The following is a 16,543-nucleotide window of genomic DNA, read 5'->3' on the forward strand; positions in this document are numbered from 1 at the left end:
ACGAGTTTTCAAGCAGGTACAATACTACAGATTTTTAGCCGAATCGAGCAGGTGTTGCGCTTCGGGGAAATTTTTCCGGAAGGAAAGGGCCTTGGTAAGATCGTCGAGCCCCGCGGCTTTGTTCCCCAGTTGCAGCAAGGTTTTCCCGCGGCGGTAGAAGGCGTCGGCGTTGGTGGGATCGGCTTTCGCGGCCATGTTGTAGGACACGAGCGCGTCTTTGGCGTTGCCCTGTGCGGCCAGCAGGTTGCCGATGGCGATGTAGGCCGGCGCGTAGGCGGGGTTGCGGCGGATGGATTCGCGGAACGCGTCCCAGGCTTCGGGAATCTTACCTGCTTTTTCCAGGCACTCGCCGGTGAGGAACGGGGCTTCGGCAGACGAGGAGTCGATCCTGGCGGCAAGGCGGTAATAGTTCGTGGCGTTTTCGTAACTGCCGAGCGCGGCGATCATATCCGCCGTGAGCATCACCACTTCGTATTCGGCGGAATCCTGCCGGATGTGGATGGCGGAAGTCAGCAGGTCGATGGATTTGACCGTGTCCTGCTGCCGCAATGCGATCAGTCCGCGGATATACAACGCCTGCGGCAGTTTGCCGGGCGCCCGTGCGATGATGGCCGCCTGGCTGTCTGCCGCGGCGTATTCGTTATGTTCGATGAGGGCGTTGGCGAGCCAGACGCGCAGGTCCAGGTCGTCCGGTTTTATGGCCAGGTCGGTCCGCATGTTGTGAATGGCGACGGCGAGGGAATCTGCGGCGGGCGCCGGCTGCTGTTTTCCGGGATCGGCCTGTTGGCCGCATGCGCACAACAGCGCCGGCAGCGCCCAAAGTAAATGGCGGGTGTTCATCGCCCAAACATACAGAAATCCCTGTTATTTCGCATCCTCCGTTACGGCGGCTTTCGCGGTTTGCAGCAGCCAGTCGCGCATTGTGTTGTAGTCTGCATCCATCAGTACGGCTTCTTTCTGCATGCCATCGAGCACCATAACCCGTTCCGGTGCCTGGATGGCGTCTGCGAGGCCCGGCGGCATCGTGTTGGCGAACTTCACCGGGTGCGCGGTTTCCAGGAAAATGCCCAGGTGGCCGGGGTGCGTTTCCATGTATTTTTTCAGGCCCAGGTACCCTACGGCGCCGTGCGGGTCCATGAGGTAGCGGCGGCGGGCGTAGACGTCTTCCATGGCGGCAACGGTTTGCCCGTCGGTGAAGCGGTAGGCGGAAAGCCGGGCTTTCAGCGCCCGGTCGTTCTGCGCGAAGAGCTGCAGGATGCGCACGAAGTTGCTGGGGTCTGCCACGTCCATGGCGTTAGACAGCGTGGCGGTGGCGGGTTGCGGCTCGTATCTGCCGTTTTCCATGAATCGCGGTACGGTATCGTTCACGTTGGTGGATGCGATGAAATGGGGGATGGGGAGCCCCATCGCGGCGGCCATCATGCCGGCGCAGATGTTGCCGAAATTGCCGCTGGGAACGGAGATCAGGGGTTCTTTCTTCCACTGTTTCACTTTCCGGTACGCCATGAAGTAATAAAACATCTGCGGCAGCCACCTGGCTACGTTGATGGAGTTGGCGGAAGTGAGGGGCCTCCGGGCCTGCAGTTCCTCGTCGAGGAAAGCCATTTTCACCAGCCGCTGGCAATCGTCGAACGTGCCTTTGATCTCCAGCGCGCGGATGTTGCGGCCGAGGGTGGTGAGCTGTTTTTCCTGCAGGTCGCTCACTTTGCCGGAAGGGTAAAGGATCACCACTTCCACGCCGGGCACATCGTAGAACCCGCTCGCCACGGCACCGCCGGTATCGCCGGACGTGGCTACCAGTACGGTGACGGGCTTCTCCTCATCTTTCCGGAAATACCCCAGGCATCCGGCCATGAACCGGGCGCCCACGTCCTTGAAAGCCAGCGTAGGCCCGTGAAATAACTCCAACGCATATACGTTGTCTTCCACTTCGCGGAGCGGGAAGGGGAAAGTAAGCGTTTCGCGGATGATCTGGGTGAGCGCCTGCACGGGAATGTCGGCGCCCACGAAGGGCTGGATCACTTTCCGGGCGATGTATTGGGGATCGTATTCCTCGAGCCGTTCGATGAAATCCTTCTCCAGCCGCGGAATTTCAACGGGAAAATAAAGCCCTTTGTCGGGCGCCAGGCCGCGGATGACGGCTTCGCGGAAGGAAACGCGGTGCTGGTGGTTCTGGAGGCTATAGTACTGCATGTTGATGGGCTTTGATGGCTTTTACGCCGGTGGAACTGATGCGGGAAACATGGATGTGATAGTCGACGCCGAGCGGTGCGTAAATGGCTTCCATCATGGCGGCTACGGTGCGGGCGTTGGCTTCTCCTTTGGACAGCATGAAAACGGACGGGCCGCTGCCGGAAATCCCTCCGCCCAGGGCCCCCGCCTCGCGGCAGCGCAGCTTCAGGTCGTGGAACGCGGGGATGAGGATGGAACGGATCGGCTCAACGATGACGTCTTCCAGGGCGCGGGCGATGAGATCATAATCTTCGCGGTACAGCCCGGCTACGAGCGCGCCAACGTTGCCCCACTGGCGGATGGCGTCTTTGAGCATCACCTGCTGTTTGAGGATTTCCCGCGCATCGGCCGTCCGCACTTCGATCTGGGGGTGGATCACCGTTACCCAGAGGTCGGCCGGCGTGTGCAGGGCGATCACGTCCAGCGGCTGATAGCTCCGCACGAGCGTGAAACCGCCCAGGATGGCCGGGGCCACATTGTCGGCATGCGGCGTGCCGCAGGCCAGACGCTCGCCTTCCATCGCAAAACGGATCAGCGCATCGGAAGAAAAATGACCGTTGAGCAGCATATTCGCCCCCGCCACGGCGCCGGCCGCGCTCGCTGCGCTGGACCCGATACCGCTGCCGGGATGGATGTTTTTGCGGATGGCGATCTCCATGCCCACTTCCGGTTTGCCGTATTCCTGCAGCAGCGCCTGCAAAGCCACGCCCGCCACGTTCTGCGCCGCTTCCAGGGGGAGCTTCGCGCCTTCGATGGAGGTGATGCGCACGCCGGGCGTGTCAGACAGGCGGATGTCCATTTCATCGCCGGTGCTTTCCAGCGCCAGCCCGATCACGTCGAACCCGCAGGCGACGTTGGCTACGGTGGCCGGGGCAAATACCGTAACGGATGGCTTGTTTTCCTGGTTCATATCTTTCATTTAACGAACGGTTCTGATAATGTCTGCAAATATGCCCGAAGCCGTTACGTCGGCCCCGGCGCCCGCGCCTTTCACGATCAGCGGTTGCGCGGAATAGCGCTGGGTGGTGAACAGCACGATGTTGTCTTTCCCTTCCAGCTGGTAAAACGGGTGCTGCGGGCCTACGGACTGCAAGCCCACGGAAGCCTTCCCCATATGGTAGCGCGCCACGAACTTCAGCCGCTCGCCCTTGTCTGCCGCGTTTTTCAGCAGCTGCCCGAAATGCGGCGCGCAGGTATCGAGCTGCTCAAAGAAGGCCGGGACATCGGCTGCGTTGAGGCAGGCGTCCGGCAGGAAGGAATGATTGTCGATATCGTCCATTTCCAATACCGCGCCGCTTTCGCGGGCCAGGATGAGGATTTTGCGCATCACGTCTTTCCCGCTGAGGTCGATGCGGGGATCGGGCTCGGTGTAACCTTCGTCCTGCGCGGCTTTCACCACCTGCCGGAAACTGGCGCCGTTCACGAAATTGTTGAACACGAAGTTCAGGCTGCCACTCAGTACGGCTTCGATGGTTTGCACTTTGTCGCCGCTGCGCACGAGGTCGTTGAGGGTGTTGATGACCGGGAGCCCCGCGCCCACGTTGGTTTCGAAGAGGAACGAAGCGTTGTACTTGCGGGCCAGGTCTTTCAACTGTTTATACGAAGCGTATGCCGACGAGCACGCGATCTTGTTGCAGGTCACCACCGAAATGCCATGCTGCAGGAAGTTAGCGTAAAGCCCTGCAACGGCTTCGCTGGCGGTATTGTCGACGAAGACGCTGTTGCGGAGGTTCATTTGCGGGATGCGGGCGGCGAAGGCGGCGAGGTCCATGGGCTCGCCGTTACTCAGTGCGTTTTTCCAATTCCCCAGCGGAATGCCGCTTTCGGAGAAATGCATGTTGCGGCTGTTGGCCAGGGCGATGATGCGCACCTGCACGCCGAGCTCGCTGCGGAGGTAGGATTCCTGCTGCTGGAGCTGCTCGAGCAGCTTTCCGCCGACGTTTCCGGTACCGGCTACGAAGATGTTCAGCTGGCGGGTATCCGATTCGAAGAACACTTCGTGGATGACGTTGAGCGCCTTGCGGAGATCGTTTTTCCCGATCACGGCGGAGATGTTTTTTTCAGTGGATCCCTGCGCGATGGCCCGCACGTTGATAGCATTGCGCCCAAGGGCGCCGAAGAGCCGGCCGCTCAATCCGTGGTGATTTTTCATGTTGTCGCCCACAACGGCCACGATGCAAAGGTCTTTTTCCACGATCAGCGGATTGATGCGCTTGTCATGGATTTCCTGCGCGAATTCGCCGTCTACCGCCGCTTTGGCTTTAAGCATGTCGCTTTCGTTGATGCCCACGGTGATGGAGTGTTCGCTGGAGCTTTGGGTGATGAGGATGACGTTCACGCGTTCCTGGAGCAGCGCGTCGAACAGGCGGCGCGAAAATCCGGGGATGCCCACCATGCCGCTGCCTTCGAGCGTGAGCAGCGCGATGCCCCTGATGCCGGAAATGCCGGTTACCGGGTAAGGTTTTTCACCGTTGTCCTGGATGAAAGTGCCGCCGGCCTCTGGCTCGAACGTATTCTTGATGAGGATGGGGATCCGGCGGTTCATTACCGGCTGGATGGTGGGCGGATAGATGACTTTGGCGCCGAAGTGCGATAGTTCCATCGCTTCTTCATATGATATCCGCGGAATGGCGATGGCCTGCGGAACGATGCGCGGGTCGGCGGTCATCATGCCGCTGACGTCTGTCCAGATTTCGAGCACGCTGGCGTCCATAGCTGCTGCGATGATGGCGGCGGTGTAATCGGAGCCGCCGCGCCCGAGCGTGGTGGTGTCTTTATCGGCGTTGGAAGCGATGAATCCGGGGAAGATGACGATGTCGGCCTGCTGCTGGTGGAAGAAAGTAGTGATATTATGATCGGTGGCGTCGAAATTGACGAGCGCGCTGCCGAAGTGATTATCGGTGAGGATGAGGTCGCGGCTGTCTTTCCAGGCTGCGTTCAGGCCTTCGAGCCGCAGTTTTTCGGCCAGCATCCAGGAGGAGAGGAGCTCGCCGTAGCTCATGACTTTGTCCCGGCACCGGTCCGACATTTCCCCCACCTGGAAAATTCCGTCCAGCAAGGCTTCCAGCTGATTAAGCTGTTTCTTTACCTGGCTGAGGTGGCCGCTTTGCGCGGTGATGGGGAAGAGATTGCGGACGGTGTCGAGGTGGAGTTGTTCGATTTCGCGGAGGACGTCGCGGTATTGTTCGTTGCCGGCTGCGGCGAGATGTCCGCAGCGGATGAGTTTGTCGGTGGTGCCGCTCATGGCAGACACAACTACGGCCATGACGCTTTTACGTTTATACCGGGCTAATATATCGCAAACCTGGCTGATAGCTTGGGCGCTGCCTACGGAGGTGCCGCCGAATTTTAGGACCTGCATGTTGAATCAAGATGAATGAGGAAACGGAAGGGGAAATACCCCGCTTACTGGGAACCGGAGAAGCCCGGTCGGTGGACGATATGTGAAAATTAACCCCGGGATGGGGTTGTAATGGTTGTGGTTGTGATAATAGTGCCCGCTGCTCCGGTGGAGTGGGAAGCAATACGGATAATATGTGAGTTGGAGTAATGCACTATTAACTTATGACGTTGATAAGACAAAGGTTATTAATTCTGATGAAAAATGCAAGCGGTTTCGGGAGATTTCGAAAATTTCTAACAGATGCATACCTGCTGGATATTTGACGAAATCGCTGAAATGCAGGTTGGTGGAGGTGTTTGTCTGTAATGACAAAATGATGACATGTAGTCGTGCCGGGAACTTTCAGAGTGTGAGCTGAGTGGGTAAGGAAGGGGGGTAAGTGAAATTTCCCTGCGTATATTTACCGTTGCCGGATACAGATCCGGGCATTTCTATACTGGTTAACAATGAAAGCATGAAAAAATTCCTGTACCTCAAGCATTGGCAATTATTCGCACTTTTTATCGGAGTTCCGGTCTTGTATGAAGTGTTGATCTTCAGCACGGCGGTTTCCGGCAACGATCCGATGCATATTCTGTATTTTATCCCTGTTATAACGTTGGTGTTAACCGGTCTTTATTTTAGCTGGTTTTATGCGCTGGGGTTGAATCTCCAGGAAAAGTTACCCGCCGGGGAGAAAATGGATCTAAGCCGCTTCAAATTGTTTCTTTTGATCCCTTCAGTGTATATTTTGTCTATTTCTGTTTTTGTAACGGTGGCGTTTTTCGGTGATCTACCCTTCAGCGGGCCGGAATTCCTCGTGCCTGGATTGCTGGTACCGATCCATTTGTTTTCCATGTTCTGCATATTCTATTGTATGTACTTTATTGCGAAAGCATTGAAAACGGTAGAATGGCGCAGGCCGGTGACGTTTTCCGATTTTGCCGGGGAGTTTTTCATGATTTGGTTCTTCCCGATCGGGATTTGGTTCCTGCAGCCGAGGATCAATTCGATCTTTGCCGATGAGCAGGCTTAGTTGAGCTATTAAGCGTCATTTTGTATCTGCATCGAACATCATGTCTGCATCAGGCGGGGCTATGCTCGCGGCGATAGCGGCCGCAGGGATCATGGCAAACAGGTTGATGATGACCATCACACCGGCGCTCATCAAGTTCAGAAGGCCTTCATGCGGCATCAGGGCAGCGATGGGTGTTGTGACCACCGCATTTATGATCGACACCAGTACGTGGACCACTTTGATCCAAAAATACAGCAAGACGGCAGCCGCAATTACAGTCGAGCTGGTTTGTGCATTGAGCACCTGGCCGGTGCCCTTCAGTACCACCATTACAGCGAAAAAGGACATGACGATGGCCATGGAGGCTAATGAAACCGTCTTGAGCCAGGTAAGCAACGCCGTGTGTAACGAATTCCGGTAGATGGAATCGTCGCTGAATAAGTTGAGCAACTGCAGGAACTCGTACAGGCCGAAAATGATGAGCAATACCAGCAAGCCCCGCAGGAACATGCGCTTCGCTGCGGGCGGCAGCTGGCCAGACCAGGCTGTACCAGGCCCGGGTACGGTTCTCTTGAACATATGTACGGCCAGCAGGCTGGAAGAATATAACATGACGTAACTACCCAGCGTCTGTCCCTCCGAAAAGCCGATGTTGGCCAACTGTCCCAATTCTTCCAGCTGATCCATCTTTTCCATGAAAAATGCGATCGATAAAAAAGCCAGTATCCCTGCGAATGTGCCAAGAATAACGAAAACGATGCCCGTTCTGCGAACGGCGGGCGCGAATTCTTCGAGGGAGTTATCGATATATGCAACGGTATGGAGCAACGACTGGCGGAAGTGAGGCCACATGGTACAGGTGTTTTAGGTAAAGGTGTGCCCAAGGTAAAAAATTTCAGGTGGTTTTGATGGATGTATTGGAATTTCCCTTAATTTTATCGCAGTTACGTATGCATCATTCGCTTACATACAAGTATCAGAGCAATTACTGCTTCCTCATGGCAACTCTCGCCATGGATTCGGCGTTATAATGCCGGGGCCCTTTGTTGCGGCCATTCTTCCCATTTACTTGAATCGTAGGACCCATTTCCGGCTTGCCGCCGGGAAAGATCAATTCCACCAATTATGCCACATTATCATACGCTCGGGCAAATTCCGCATAAGCGGCATACCCAGTTCCGAAAGCCGGATGGCTCCCTGTATTCGGAACAGCTTTTTTCGACCGAAGGGTTCTCGTCCCACTATTCCCTGCTCTATCACTGCCATCCGCCAACGGAAATCGTGAAGGTAGACGATCCCTACGCCGCCGCGCCCCGCGTAGCCGAAGAGAAAATGCTCAAGCACCGCAGTTTTCAGGGCTTCCAGGTGCAGCCCGAAAGCGATTACCTCGCCTCCCGCAAACCGGTGCTCGTGAACGCCGACTGCCATCTTTCCCTCGCCGCCCCGCGCAGCAGCATGAAAGATTACTTCTATAAAAACGCGGATGCCGATGAGCTGCTCTTCATTCACGAAGGCTCCGGCATCCTCCATACACAATACGGCCGCATCGAATTCGGGTATGGCGATTACCTCGTTATTCCCCGCGGCACCATTTACCAGCTCGAATTCTCCAATAGCGACAACCGCCTGTTCATCGTGGAATCTTTCAGCCCGATCCGGTTCCCGAAAAGATACCTCAGTCCATTCGGCCAACTCCTGGAAAACGCGCCCTTCTGCGAGCGCGACATCCGCCAGCCGAAAGACCTCGAAACCATCGACCAGGCGGGCGATTTCATCATCAACATCAAGAAAAAAGGCGTGATGTACCCGATCCATTACGGGCATCACCCGTTCGATGTAGTGGGGTGGGACGGATGCGAATATCCCTTCGCATTGTCTATCCACGACTTCGAGCCCATCACCGGCCGTGTGCATCAGCCGCCGCCGGTCCACCAGACTTTCGAAGGCCACAATTTCGTGGTGTGCTCGTTCGTGCCGCGGATGTACGACTATCATCCGCTGGCCGTTCCGGCGCCCTACAACCACAGCAATATCGATAGCGATGAAGTGCTGTATTATGTGGACGGCGATTTCATGAGCCGCAAACACGTAACCCGCGGCATGATCACCCTGCACCCCGGCGGCATCCCGCACGGGCCGCATCCCGGCGCGGTGGAAAAAAGCATCGGCGCAAAGGAAACCAAAGAGCTCGCCGTGATGGTAGATACCTTCCATCCGCTGCAGGTAACCGAAGATGCGCGTAGCATCGAAGACGAGCGCTACACCATGAGCTGGGCCGAATAAATATTACTTTTGGAAAAAATAAAAGCATGGAATACAGACAATTAGGAGACAGCGATCTGAAAGTATCCGCCATCACCTTCGGCGCATGGGCCATCGGCGGCTGGATGTGGGGCGGCGCAGAACGGAAAGACGCCACCGAAGCCATCCGCGCATCCATCGACCGCGGCGTAACGTCTATCGACACCGCCCCGATCTACGGACAAGGCACCAGCGAAGAAATCGTGGGAGAAGCGCTCGCGGGCATCCCGCGCGATAAAGTGCAGCTCCTCACCAAATTCGGCATGACCTGGGAAGGCACCAACGGAACGTTCGCATTCAGCAGCCAGGACAATAGCGGAAAACCGATCGAGATCTACAAATACGCCGGGAAAGAAAGCATCATCCGCGAATGCGAGGCCAGTCTCCGCCGCATGCGCACCGATTATATCGACCTTTACCAGATCCACTGGCCAGACGCTACCACGCCTATCGATGAAACCTTCGAAGCCGTGCTGCGCCTCAAGGAACAGGGCAAGATCCGCGAAGCGGGCGTGTGCAACTACAACGTAGCGCAAATGAAAGCAGCCGATGCCGTGGTGAAGCTCGCCTCCAACCAGGTGCCCTTCAGCATGGTGGAGCGCAACATCGAAAAAGAACTGGTGCCTTACTGCATCGAAAACAACAAGGCGATCCTGGCGTACAGTCCGCTGCAACGCGGCATCCTCACCGGAAAGATCAAACCGGAGCACCAGTTCGAAGCCGGAGACCACCGCCCGAATACGCCCTTCTATCAACCGGATAACATCGCAAGGATCAACGCTTTCCTGTCTATCATCAAACCGCTGGCGGAAAGCAAGAACGCTACGCTGGCGCAACTCGTCATCCGCTGGACCATCGAGCGGCCGGGCATTACCGTTGCCCTCGTCGGCGCGCGCAACGCCGGGCAGGCAGAGCAGAACGCCGCCGCCATCAACGTGAAACTGACGTCTGAGGAGATCGATTTCATCAACAAGCATTTGTACGCATTGCAACTTGTTTAAAATCAAAAATCATACACCAAAAACAATCTTTTTATGAACACAGCCACCGTAAAGCCAGCATCCGCGCAGGACACAGCAGACTTCCTGCCGCTCAACGGTACGGACTACGTGGAGTTTTACGTGGGAAATGCCAAACAGGCTGCGCATTTCTATAAAACAGCCTTCGGCTTCCAGTCGCTCGCCTACGCAGGTCCCGAAACCGGCGTGAAAGACCGAGTATCGTATGTGCTGGTGCAGAACAAACTGCGCTTTGTATTGACGACGCCGCTGAAGCCCGGAGGGCCTATCTCCGAACATATCGCCCTGCACGGCGATGGTGTGAAAGTACTGGCTATCTGGGTCGACGATGCCCGCAAATCTTTCGAAGAAACCGTGAAACGCGGCGCCAAGCCGTATATGGAGCCGACCGTCGAAAAGGACGAATTCGGTGAAGTAGTGCGCAGCGGTATACATACCTATGGCGATACCGTTCACATTTTCGTGGAGCGGAAGAACTACCAGGGGGCCTTCCTGCCGGGGTACCGCCCGTGGCAAAGCCGTTACCAGCCCACCAGCACCGGCCTGCAATATGTAGACCATTGCGTGGGGAACGTGGGTTGGAACGAGATGGACGAATGGGTGAATTTCTACAGCAAAACGATGGGCTTCCATAACCTCGTGTCTTTCGACGACAAGGATATCTCCACCGAATATTCCGCGCTCATGTCCAAAGTAATGAGCAACGGCAACGGGCGGATCAAATTCCCTATCAACGAACCGGCCGAGGGCAAGAAGAAATCCCAGATCGAGGAATACCTTGATTTCTATGGCGGCCCGGGCGTACAGCATATCGCCATCGCTACCAACGATATCGTGCACACCGTGGGCGAGCTACAGGCGAGGGGCGTGGAGTTTTTGAGCGTTCCGTCGTCGTACTACGCCACCTTGCTGGAAAGAGTGGGCGAGATCGACGAAGACCTTCGTCCGCTGGAAGAACTGGGCATCCTGGTAGACCGCGATGAAGAGGGTTATCTCCTGCAGATCTTTACCAAACCGCTGCAAGACAGGCCTACCGTGTTTTTCGAGATCATCCAGCGCAAGGGCGCCAAATCTTTCGGGAAAGGCAACTTCAAGGCGCTGTTCGAGTCAATAGAGCGCGAACAGGCGCTGCGCGGCAACTTATAAACCAACCTGCTACGTGAGAAAATAAAAGCCGTTCCGGTTCATCCCGGGACGGCTTTGCTGTTGTTGCGGATGTATTATTTGCCGGAACGCTGGTACACCCGCACATAATCCACCAGCAGGCGCGAGGGCATGTGGGCGTCGGGGATTTCTTCGCCGCCGTGGCCCAGGGCCACGTTGAGGAGCAGGTAAAAATCATCGCGGAAGGGGAGGTCCCCTTTGCGGGCGTTCTTTGCGGCTTTGACGTCTATCGTATTGAGGACTTTCCCGTCCACCGAAATCACCATTTCATTTTCATCCCAGATCAGTTCCCATTCATGGAACTGTTCCCCCCATTTTTCGCCACCCCAGGCGGCAACGGGCCATTTGGCCTCATCCCAGGCGGTTTGCTGTTCGCCTTCCCAGGCGGCGTTGGCGAGGAGGTTGCCGCGGTAGAATTCCATGATGTCTACTTCCCCGCAGGCCGGCCAGTGAACGGGGCCGCGTTTGGCGCCCAGCATCCAGAAAGCGGGCCAGCTCCCTTTGCGGATGTCAATTTTGGCCCGCATAACGACCCGGCCGTAGGTAAACTGGAATTTGCCTTTGGTGATGAGGCAGGACGAAGTGTATTCGGCGAAGGGGCGGTTGCGCTTCCAGTCGCCGCTGGCGGAGTCGAAACCGGGATTGGGGACCCGCTCCTTCCTGGCTTCTATCACCAGGAGCCCATCCCGGCAGGTGGCGTTTTCCGGACGGTACCATTGCGGCTCCCGGTTGCGGACGAAGCCCAGTTCGTAATCCCATTTGGCGGGGTCCGGACGGCCGGGCGTATCGAACTCGTCTGACCAGACAAGCGCATACCCGCTGGTGTCTGCAGCGGGAAGAGGATGCCCAAGGGCAAGGGCGGCGAACAGGAAGATGGATGGCATGAAAAATTCGGTTTTTGGTAGGCTTTTACCCACTAAATAGTTAAATTTGGCGTTAATATTTATGGAATTACGTGATTTATTCGGGTATCTGTTCATTTTGGCAGGACTTATGCAGCTGCTGACAGCCTACCTGATCTTTGCCGGCAACCGGCATTATGTATTAAGATTTGCCAACAAGAAGGTAGGTTCGATAATATATGTTATTTTTGCATTTATATTATTCTACCTGGCATATTATTTTCTGGCATGAATTGGTAAGACAGACTAGATATGAAGCGGTTATTCATCGGTATTTTATCCCTCCTCGGCGCCTATGGTGCGCATGCGCAGCAATCCTTCCTCGAGAACCAGAAACTGTTCCCGAGGGTAGGGGAGGCGTTCAGGGAGAAGGAAGAAAGCATTAAGAAAGAGTGCGCCAAAAAAGGCATCGCCTGGCCGGCCAAACAGATTTACATCCGCAGCTTCAAGCTGGACAGTGAAATGGAGATCTGGGCACGGAACAACCCCGGCGACACTTTCACCCTCGTAAAAACCTACCGTGTCTGCTCGCTTTCGGGCAAAATGGGGCCGAAACGGAAGGAGGGCGACCGCCAGGTGCCGGAAGGGTTCTACTACATCAACGACTTTAATCCCAACAGCAGTTACCACCTTAGCCTGGGTATCAATTACCCGAACTATTCCGACCGCGTGCTCAGCGACCCGAAGAAACCGGGCGGCGATATCTATATCCATGGTTCCTGCCTTACGGTAGGCTGCATTCCGCTGACAGACGAATTTATTTCCGAAGTATACATCATGGCGGTGCAGGCCAAGAACGCCGGACAGGATTTCATTCCCGTACATGTGTTCCCCGTGCGCTTCGGTAACAGCCGCAGCATGGACTACCTGGGCAGCCAGTCGCTCACCGACAATGAGTCCCAGAAATTCTGGCTCAACCTGAAGAATGCATACGATTACTTCGAGAAAACGCGTAAAATGCCGGTGGTGATGGTAAACAGCCAGGGCAAGTACGTGTACACGGCCCCCACGCCGGAACCCGCTGTGGCGCAGATCGGCGCTGGCCGTCCGGCGCAGCATACGAATTGATTTCCATGAAATTTTTATAGGGCAGCCCTCCGGTAAACGGGGGGCTGTTTTGTTTTTGGACGGCAGTTTTCTATATTCATTGTATTATCCCTTTCAAAATGAACAATTGGTTCCTTTTAATACCATTATGGTACGTCTGCTGGGTTTATGTGGTGTTGATGTACGCCGCCTGGAAAAAGCGTCCGTGGAAGCAGCAATTTCGCTCGTATTCGTGGCAATTATTACGATATGCATTTTTCTCCGCCGCGCTGATTTTGTTATTGATTGGCGTGACGTTGCTGTTCAAGGGCAGGGCTTTTTCGCCGGACGATTGGAAAACGGAGCTGGACGACATGGCGCTGTATTTTTGTATTTCGCTCAGCGCATTGTCGGTGGGCATTTGGGAGAAGGTGCGCAATGAAGAGAAAGCGGCCACTTGACCGGGGATTTTCCGTATATTCAGTCAACATCCTTTTGCTAATGGAATTCTTCAAGTTCTTTTACTTCGGCGGATTCGCGATTGCCTTGTTCGCGCTTGCATGGATCCGCCTCGGGGAAGGCGGGGTCGATCGCTGGCAGGTAATCCGCATCTTCCTGCGGAGGGTTTTTCAGGCGGTAACCGTACTGGCGTTGGGATTTCTGGTGGCGATTGTTTTAGGGGCCGTTGTCGGTAAGGGCTCGCTTTTCGACAAGGAAGGGCGCGGTTTGCTGGCCGATAGCTGGTCGGTAGCCGGGTTTGTATTCCTGCCCGCGGTCCTTGTTATCTGGGATTCGGTAGTGAAGGAGGAACAGCGGAAACTGGATGCTGAAAAAGCACCCGGCAAAAAGCACCACCTGAAACGCAAGGGATGAATTAGTTCGGCCGTTCCCGGTACTACTGGATAACCGCCGGGACCTGCGATAACGCCCTACAGGAAAAAAGTACCGGGAAATAAGCAAATATTCCCATCCCGGGATCAGCCATCCACGCGTATTACAGCTGAAAATATCAAACTGCTATTGCTCCCTACGTGTCATTTTTACACATTATTTTCCCGCAGGGGTCAAATTATTTTGCTTTCTCGCAAATTTTTTGGATTTTTCCACAAAGGTCAAATCAATTTACTATTATGAACAGAAGAGATGCCATCAGGAATGTGGCGATACTCATGGGTACCGCGCTTTCCGCTTCCACGTTAGCGGCACTGGAGGGTTGCAAATCCAGGCCAGCGACATATACCTTGCAAACACCCGAAACGAAGGAACTGCTCGCAGAGATCGCAGAAACCATCATTCCGGCCACCAGTACACCTGGCGCGAAAGCCGCGGGCGTGCAGGACTTCATCGTTACCATGATCAATGACTGCTACGACGAAAAAGCGCAGAAGGTGTTCGAAGGCGGTCTGAACAAGATCAATGAAGAAAGTAAAAAGAAATTCGACGGTAAAGTGTTCATGGACCTCACGCCCGAACAGCGCACCGAATTGCTCACCGCCATCGACCAGGAGCGTGTGGATTACAACAAGCGCGAAAACAAGAAGAAGGACGATCCCGTTCACTACTTCCAGTACATGAAAGAACTGACGCTGCTCGGCTATTTCACGTCCAAACCCGGCGCCACCGAAGCCCTGCGGTACATCGCCGTGCCCGGCCGCTACGAAGGCTGCGTGCCCTACAAAAAAGGCGACCGCGCCTGGGCGTAACCGTATTTCCACACTTATTAAAAACTGATCAACATGAACCTGAACATAAAAGCGCAGGACCAGCATACGTTTGACGCCATCGTGATCGGCTCCGGCGTGAGCGGCGGATGGGCTGCCAAAGAACTGACCGAAAAAGGGCTCAAAGTGCTCATGCTCGAACGCGGCCACAACCTCGAGCACGGCAAATACGAAACCGCCACCAAAGATCCCTGGGAATTCCCCCACCGCGGCAGGATCACGCAAGACCAGCGCCAGTCGCACGAGAAACTCAGTCGCGATTACCCTTATTCCGAGCACAACGAAAAATACTGGATCAACGATAGCAAAGCGCCCTACCAGGAAGATAAACGCTTCGACTGGTATCGCCCCGATATCGTAGGCGGCAAATCCATCATGTGGGGCCGCCAAAGCTACCGCTGGAGCGATCTCGACTTCGAAGCCAACAAGAAAGACGGCATCGCGGTAGACTGGCCGATCCGTTATAAAGACATTCAGCCCTGGTACGAATACGTTGAGAAATTCGTTGGTATCAGCGGCACCACCGAAAACCTGCCCCAGCTGCCCGACAGCATCTTCATGCCGCCCATGGAAATGAACTGCGTGGAAAAAGACGTGAAAGGTAAGATCGAAGCGGCTTTCGGCGGAAGGAAGTTCATCATGGGCCGTGTGGCCAACATCACGCAAGACCTGCCCGGCCGTACCAAGTGCCAGTTCAGGAACCTGTGCAGCCGCGGCTGTCCGTTCGGCGGATATTTCAGCACCCAGTCGTCGACCCTCCCGGCGGCGGTGGCAACCGGCAACCTCACGCTGCGCCCCGATTCCATCGTGAACAGCCTCATCTACGACGACAAGGCAGGCAAAGCCACCGGCGTCCGCGTCATCGATAAGAATTCGAAAGAAATGATCGAGTTCTATGCGAAGATCATCTTCGTGAACGGTTCCACCCTCGGCTCCACGTTCGTACTGATGAACTCCATCAGCGACCGTTTCCCCAACGGGTTCGGGAACGACAGCGGCGCATTGGGCAAATACCTCATGGACCACCACTTCCGCACCGGTGCATCCGGCGTGATGGAAGGGTACGACGATAAATATTTCTACGGGCGCCGTGCCAACGGTATTTACATCCCCCGCTATCGCAACATCGGTAACGACAAGCGCGATTACCTGCGTGGTTTCGGCTACCAGGGCGGCGCTTCGCGCAGCGGATGGAGCCGCGGCATCGCGGAAATGGGTGTGGGCAAAGACTTCAAGGAAATGCTCACGGAGCCCGGCAAATGGAGCATGGGCATCGGCGGCTTCGGCGAATGCCTCCCGTACGAAGATAACTACGTGACGCTTGATAAATCCGTGACCGACGCATGGGGCCAGCCTACGCTGCGCTTCAACGCCGAATTCAAGGAAAACGAGATGAAGATGCGCAAGGATATGATGAACGATGCGGCCGAAATGCTGGAAGCAGCCGGTGTGAAGAACGTGAAAACGTACGACAACGGCTCATGGCCCGGTATGGCGATCCACGAAATGGGTACCGCCCGCATGGGCCGCGATCCCAAAACGTCTGTCCTCAACGAATTCAACCAGGTGCATGCCGCCAAGAACGTATTCGTGACAGACGGCGCCTGCATGACTTCCGCTTCCTGCGTGAATCCTTCCCTCACTTACATGGCCCTGACCGCCCGCGCGGCCGACCATGCCGTGAAGGAACTGAAGAAAGGGAATATCTGATAAGGAACTAAGGCATAACTACCAGGGAAAAGCCGCGTTCTGTGCGGCTTTTCCCGTTTTAAAACCCA

Annotated in this window: 15 protein-coding genes; 9 read left to right on the forward strand and 6 right to left on the reverse strand. The window is 55.6% G+C overall.

Annotation, left to right across the window (positions count from 1 at the left end; translation table 11 throughout):
• Nucleotides 1–24 precede the first annotated feature (24 nt).
• From ACQKLP_RS11280 to thrA, 4 genes are read right to left on the reverse strand one after another with little or no spacing between them, the layout of a single operon-like run.
• Nucleotides 25–840, reverse strand: a complete 816-nt coding sequence (locus ACQKLP_RS11280; RefSeq protein WP_427322859.1) for a tetratricopeptide repeat protein — start codon at nucleotides 838–840, stop codon at nucleotides 25–27.
• Nucleotides 841–864: 24 nt separating this feature from the next.
• Nucleotides 865–2,193 (reverse strand): threonine synthase, encoded by a 1,329-nt coding sequence (gene thrC / locus ACQKLP_RS11285; protein WP_427322860.1) that lies wholly within the window; start codon nucleotides 2,191–2,193, stop codon nucleotides 865–867.
• The gene (locus tag ACQKLP_RS11290) at nucleotides 2,180–3,142 is read right to left on the reverse strand and encodes a homoserine kinase (RefSeq protein WP_427322861.1); all 963 of its coding nucleotides are present in this window, start codon (nucleotides 3,140–3,142) and stop codon (nucleotides 2,180–2,182) included. Before ACQKLP_RS11290 ends, thrC begins: the two co-directional genes overlap by 14 nt.
• Before the next feature lie 9 nt (nucleotides 3,143–3,151).
• Nucleotides 3,152–5,593 (reverse strand): bifunctional aspartate kinase/homoserine dehydrogenase I, encoded by a 2,442-nt coding sequence (gene thrA, locus ACQKLP_RS11295; RefSeq protein ID WP_427322862.1) that lies wholly within the window; start codon nucleotides 5,591–5,593, stop codon nucleotides 3,152–3,154.
• A gap of 496 nt (nucleotides 5,594–6,089) precedes the next feature.
• On the opposite strand from thrA, the gene ACQKLP_RS11300 reads away from it, so the two are divergent.
• Nucleotides 6,090–6,650 (forward strand): hypothetical protein, encoded by a 561-nt coding sequence (locus tag ACQKLP_RS11300; protein ID WP_427322863.1) that lies wholly within the window; start codon nucleotides 6,090–6,092, stop codon nucleotides 6,648–6,650.
• A gap of 15 nt (nucleotides 6,651–6,665) precedes the next feature.
• On the opposite strand, the gene ACQKLP_RS11305 is transcribed toward ACQKLP_RS11300, so the two are convergent.
• On the reverse strand, nucleotides 6,666–7,484 hold the full coding sequence (locus ACQKLP_RS11305; protein WP_427322864.1) for a hypothetical protein: 819 nt from the start codon (nucleotides 7,482–7,484) through the stop codon (nucleotides 6,666–6,668).
• A 273-nt stretch (nucleotides 7,485–7,757) separates the two neighbouring features.
• Between ACQKLP_RS11305 and ACQKLP_RS11310 the strand changes: the two genes are divergently transcribed.
• The 3 genes from ACQKLP_RS11310 to hppD are packed head-to-tail and all read left to right on the forward strand — an operon-like array spanning nucleotide 7,758 to nucleotide 11,098.
• Nucleotides 7,758–8,915 (forward strand): homogentisate 1,2-dioxygenase, encoded by a 1,158-nt coding sequence (locus tag ACQKLP_RS11310; protein ID WP_427322865.1) that lies wholly within the window; start codon nucleotides 7,758–7,760, stop codon nucleotides 8,913–8,915.
• Between the two features lie 26 nt (nucleotides 8,916–8,941).
• Nucleotides 8,942–9,934, forward strand: coding sequence for an aldo/keto reductase (locus ACQKLP_RS11315; protein ID WP_427322866.1), 993 nt, complete (start codon nucleotides 8,942–8,944; stop codon nucleotides 9,932–9,934).
• A 33-nt stretch (nucleotides 9,935–9,967) separates the two neighbouring features.
• Nucleotides 9,968–11,098 (forward strand): 4-hydroxyphenylpyruvate dioxygenase, encoded by a 1,131-nt coding sequence (hppD, locus tag ACQKLP_RS11320; RefSeq protein WP_427322867.1) that lies wholly within the window; start codon nucleotides 9,968–9,970, stop codon nucleotides 11,096–11,098.
• Nucleotides 11,099–11,172: 74 nt separating this feature from the next.
• Here hppD and ACQKLP_RS11325 read toward each other — a convergent pair whose 3' ends face one another.
• Complete coding sequence (locus ACQKLP_RS11325; RefSeq protein ID WP_427322868.1) at nucleotides 11,173–12,000, reverse strand: glycoside hydrolase family 16 protein; 828 nt, start codon at nucleotides 11,998–12,000, stop codon at nucleotides 11,173–11,175.
• 270 nt (nucleotides 12,001–12,270) lie between these two features.
• Here ACQKLP_RS11325 and ACQKLP_RS11330 point away from each other — a divergent pair, with 270 nt between their 5' ends.
• From ACQKLP_RS11330 to ACQKLP_RS11350, 5 genes are all read left to right on the forward strand, one after another.
• Nucleotides 12,271–13,086, forward strand: a complete 816-nt coding sequence (locus ACQKLP_RS11330; RefSeq protein ID WP_427322869.1) for a L,D-transpeptidase family protein — start codon at nucleotides 12,271–12,273, stop codon at nucleotides 13,084–13,086.
• A 158-nt stretch (nucleotides 13,087–13,244) separates the two neighbouring features.
• The gene (locus tag ACQKLP_RS11335; protein ID WP_427322870.1) at nucleotides 13,245–13,505 is read left to right on the forward strand and encodes a hypothetical protein; all 261 of its coding nucleotides are present in this window, start codon (nucleotides 13,245–13,247) and stop codon (nucleotides 13,503–13,505) included.
• A 40-nt stretch (nucleotides 13,506–13,545) separates the two neighbouring features.
• Nucleotides 13,546–13,917 carry a hypothetical protein gene (locus ACQKLP_RS11340; protein WP_427322871.1) on the forward strand — a complete coding sequence of 124 codons (372 nt, stop codon included), beginning with the start codon at nucleotides 13,546–13,548 and terminating at the stop codon, nucleotides 13,915–13,917.
• Nucleotides 13,918–14,174: 257 nt separating this feature from the next.
• Entirely contained in the window at nucleotides 14,175–14,747 is a 573-nt protein-coding gene (locus tag ACQKLP_RS11345) for a gluconate 2-dehydrogenase subunit 3 family protein (protein WP_341839098.1), read from the forward strand.
• Between the two features lie 33 nt (nucleotides 14,748–14,780).
• A complete protein-coding gene (locus tag ACQKLP_RS11350) occupies nucleotides 14,781–16,475 on the forward strand; it encodes a GMC oxidoreductase (protein ID WP_427322872.1) in 1,695 nt (564 codons plus the stop codon).
• Nucleotides 16,476–16,543 lie beyond the last annotated feature (68 nt).

The organism is Chitinophaga sp. NPDC101104 (genome assembly GCF_050277495.1).
Lineage (GTDB): Bacteria > Bacteroidota > Bacteroidia > Chitinophagales > Chitinophagaceae > Chitinophaga.

Bases quoted from the DNA above. Each gene is read 5' to 3' on its own strand.
- ACQKLP_RS11280 (WP_427322859.1), bottom strand. From the start codon at position 840: ATGAACACCCGCCATTTACTTTGGGCGCTGCCGGCGCTGTTGTGCGCA.
- thrC (WP_427322860.1), bottom strand. From the start codon at position 2,193: ATGCAGTACTATAGCCTCCAGAACCACCAGCACCGCGTTTCCTTCCGC.
- ACQKLP_RS11290 (WP_427322861.1), bottom strand. From the start codon at position 3,142: ATGAACCAGGAAAACAAGCCATCCGTTACGGTATTTGCCCCGGCCACC.
- thrA (WP_427322862.1), bottom strand. From the start codon at position 5,593: ATGCAGGTCCTAAAATTCGGCGGCACCTCCGTAGGCAGCGCCCAAGCT.
- ACQKLP_RS11300 (WP_427322863.1), top strand. From the start codon at position 6,090: ATGAAAAAATTCCTGTACCTCAAGCATTGGCAATTATTCGCACTTTTT.
- ACQKLP_RS11305 (WP_427322864.1), bottom strand. From the start codon at position 7,484: ATGTGGCCTCACTTCCGCCAGTCGTTGCTCCATACCGTTGCATATATC.
- ACQKLP_RS11310 (WP_427322865.1), top strand. From the start codon at position 7,758: ATGCCACATTATCATACGCTCGGGCAAATTCCGCATAAGCGGCATACC.
- ACQKLP_RS11315 (WP_427322866.1), top strand. From the start codon at position 8,942: ATGGAATACAGACAATTAGGAGACAGCGATCTGAAAGTATCCGCCATC.
- hppD (WP_427322867.1), top strand. From the start codon at position 9,968: ATGAACACAGCCACCGTAAAGCCAGCATCCGCGCAGGACACAGCAGAC.
- ACQKLP_RS11325 (WP_427322868.1), bottom strand. From the start codon at position 12,000: ATGCCATCCATCTTCCTGTTCGCCGCCCTTGCCCTTGGGCATCCTCTT.
- ACQKLP_RS11330 (WP_427322869.1), top strand. From the start codon at position 12,271: ATGAAGCGGTTATTCATCGGTATTTTATCCCTCCTCGGCGCCTATGGT.
- ACQKLP_RS11335 (WP_427322870.1), top strand. From the start codon at position 13,245: ATGTACGCCGCCTGGAAAAAGCGTCCGTGGAAGCAGCAATTTCGCTCG.
- ACQKLP_RS11340 (WP_427322871.1), top strand. From the start codon at position 13,546: ATGGAATTCTTCAAGTTCTTTTACTTCGGCGGATTCGCGATTGCCTTG.
- ACQKLP_RS11345 (WP_341839098.1), top strand. From the start codon at position 14,175: ATGAACAGAAGAGATGCCATCAGGAATGTGGCGATACTCATGGGTACC.
- ACQKLP_RS11350 (WP_427322872.1), top strand. From the start codon at position 14,781: ATGAACCTGAACATAAAAGCGCAGGACCAGCATACGTTTGACGCCATC.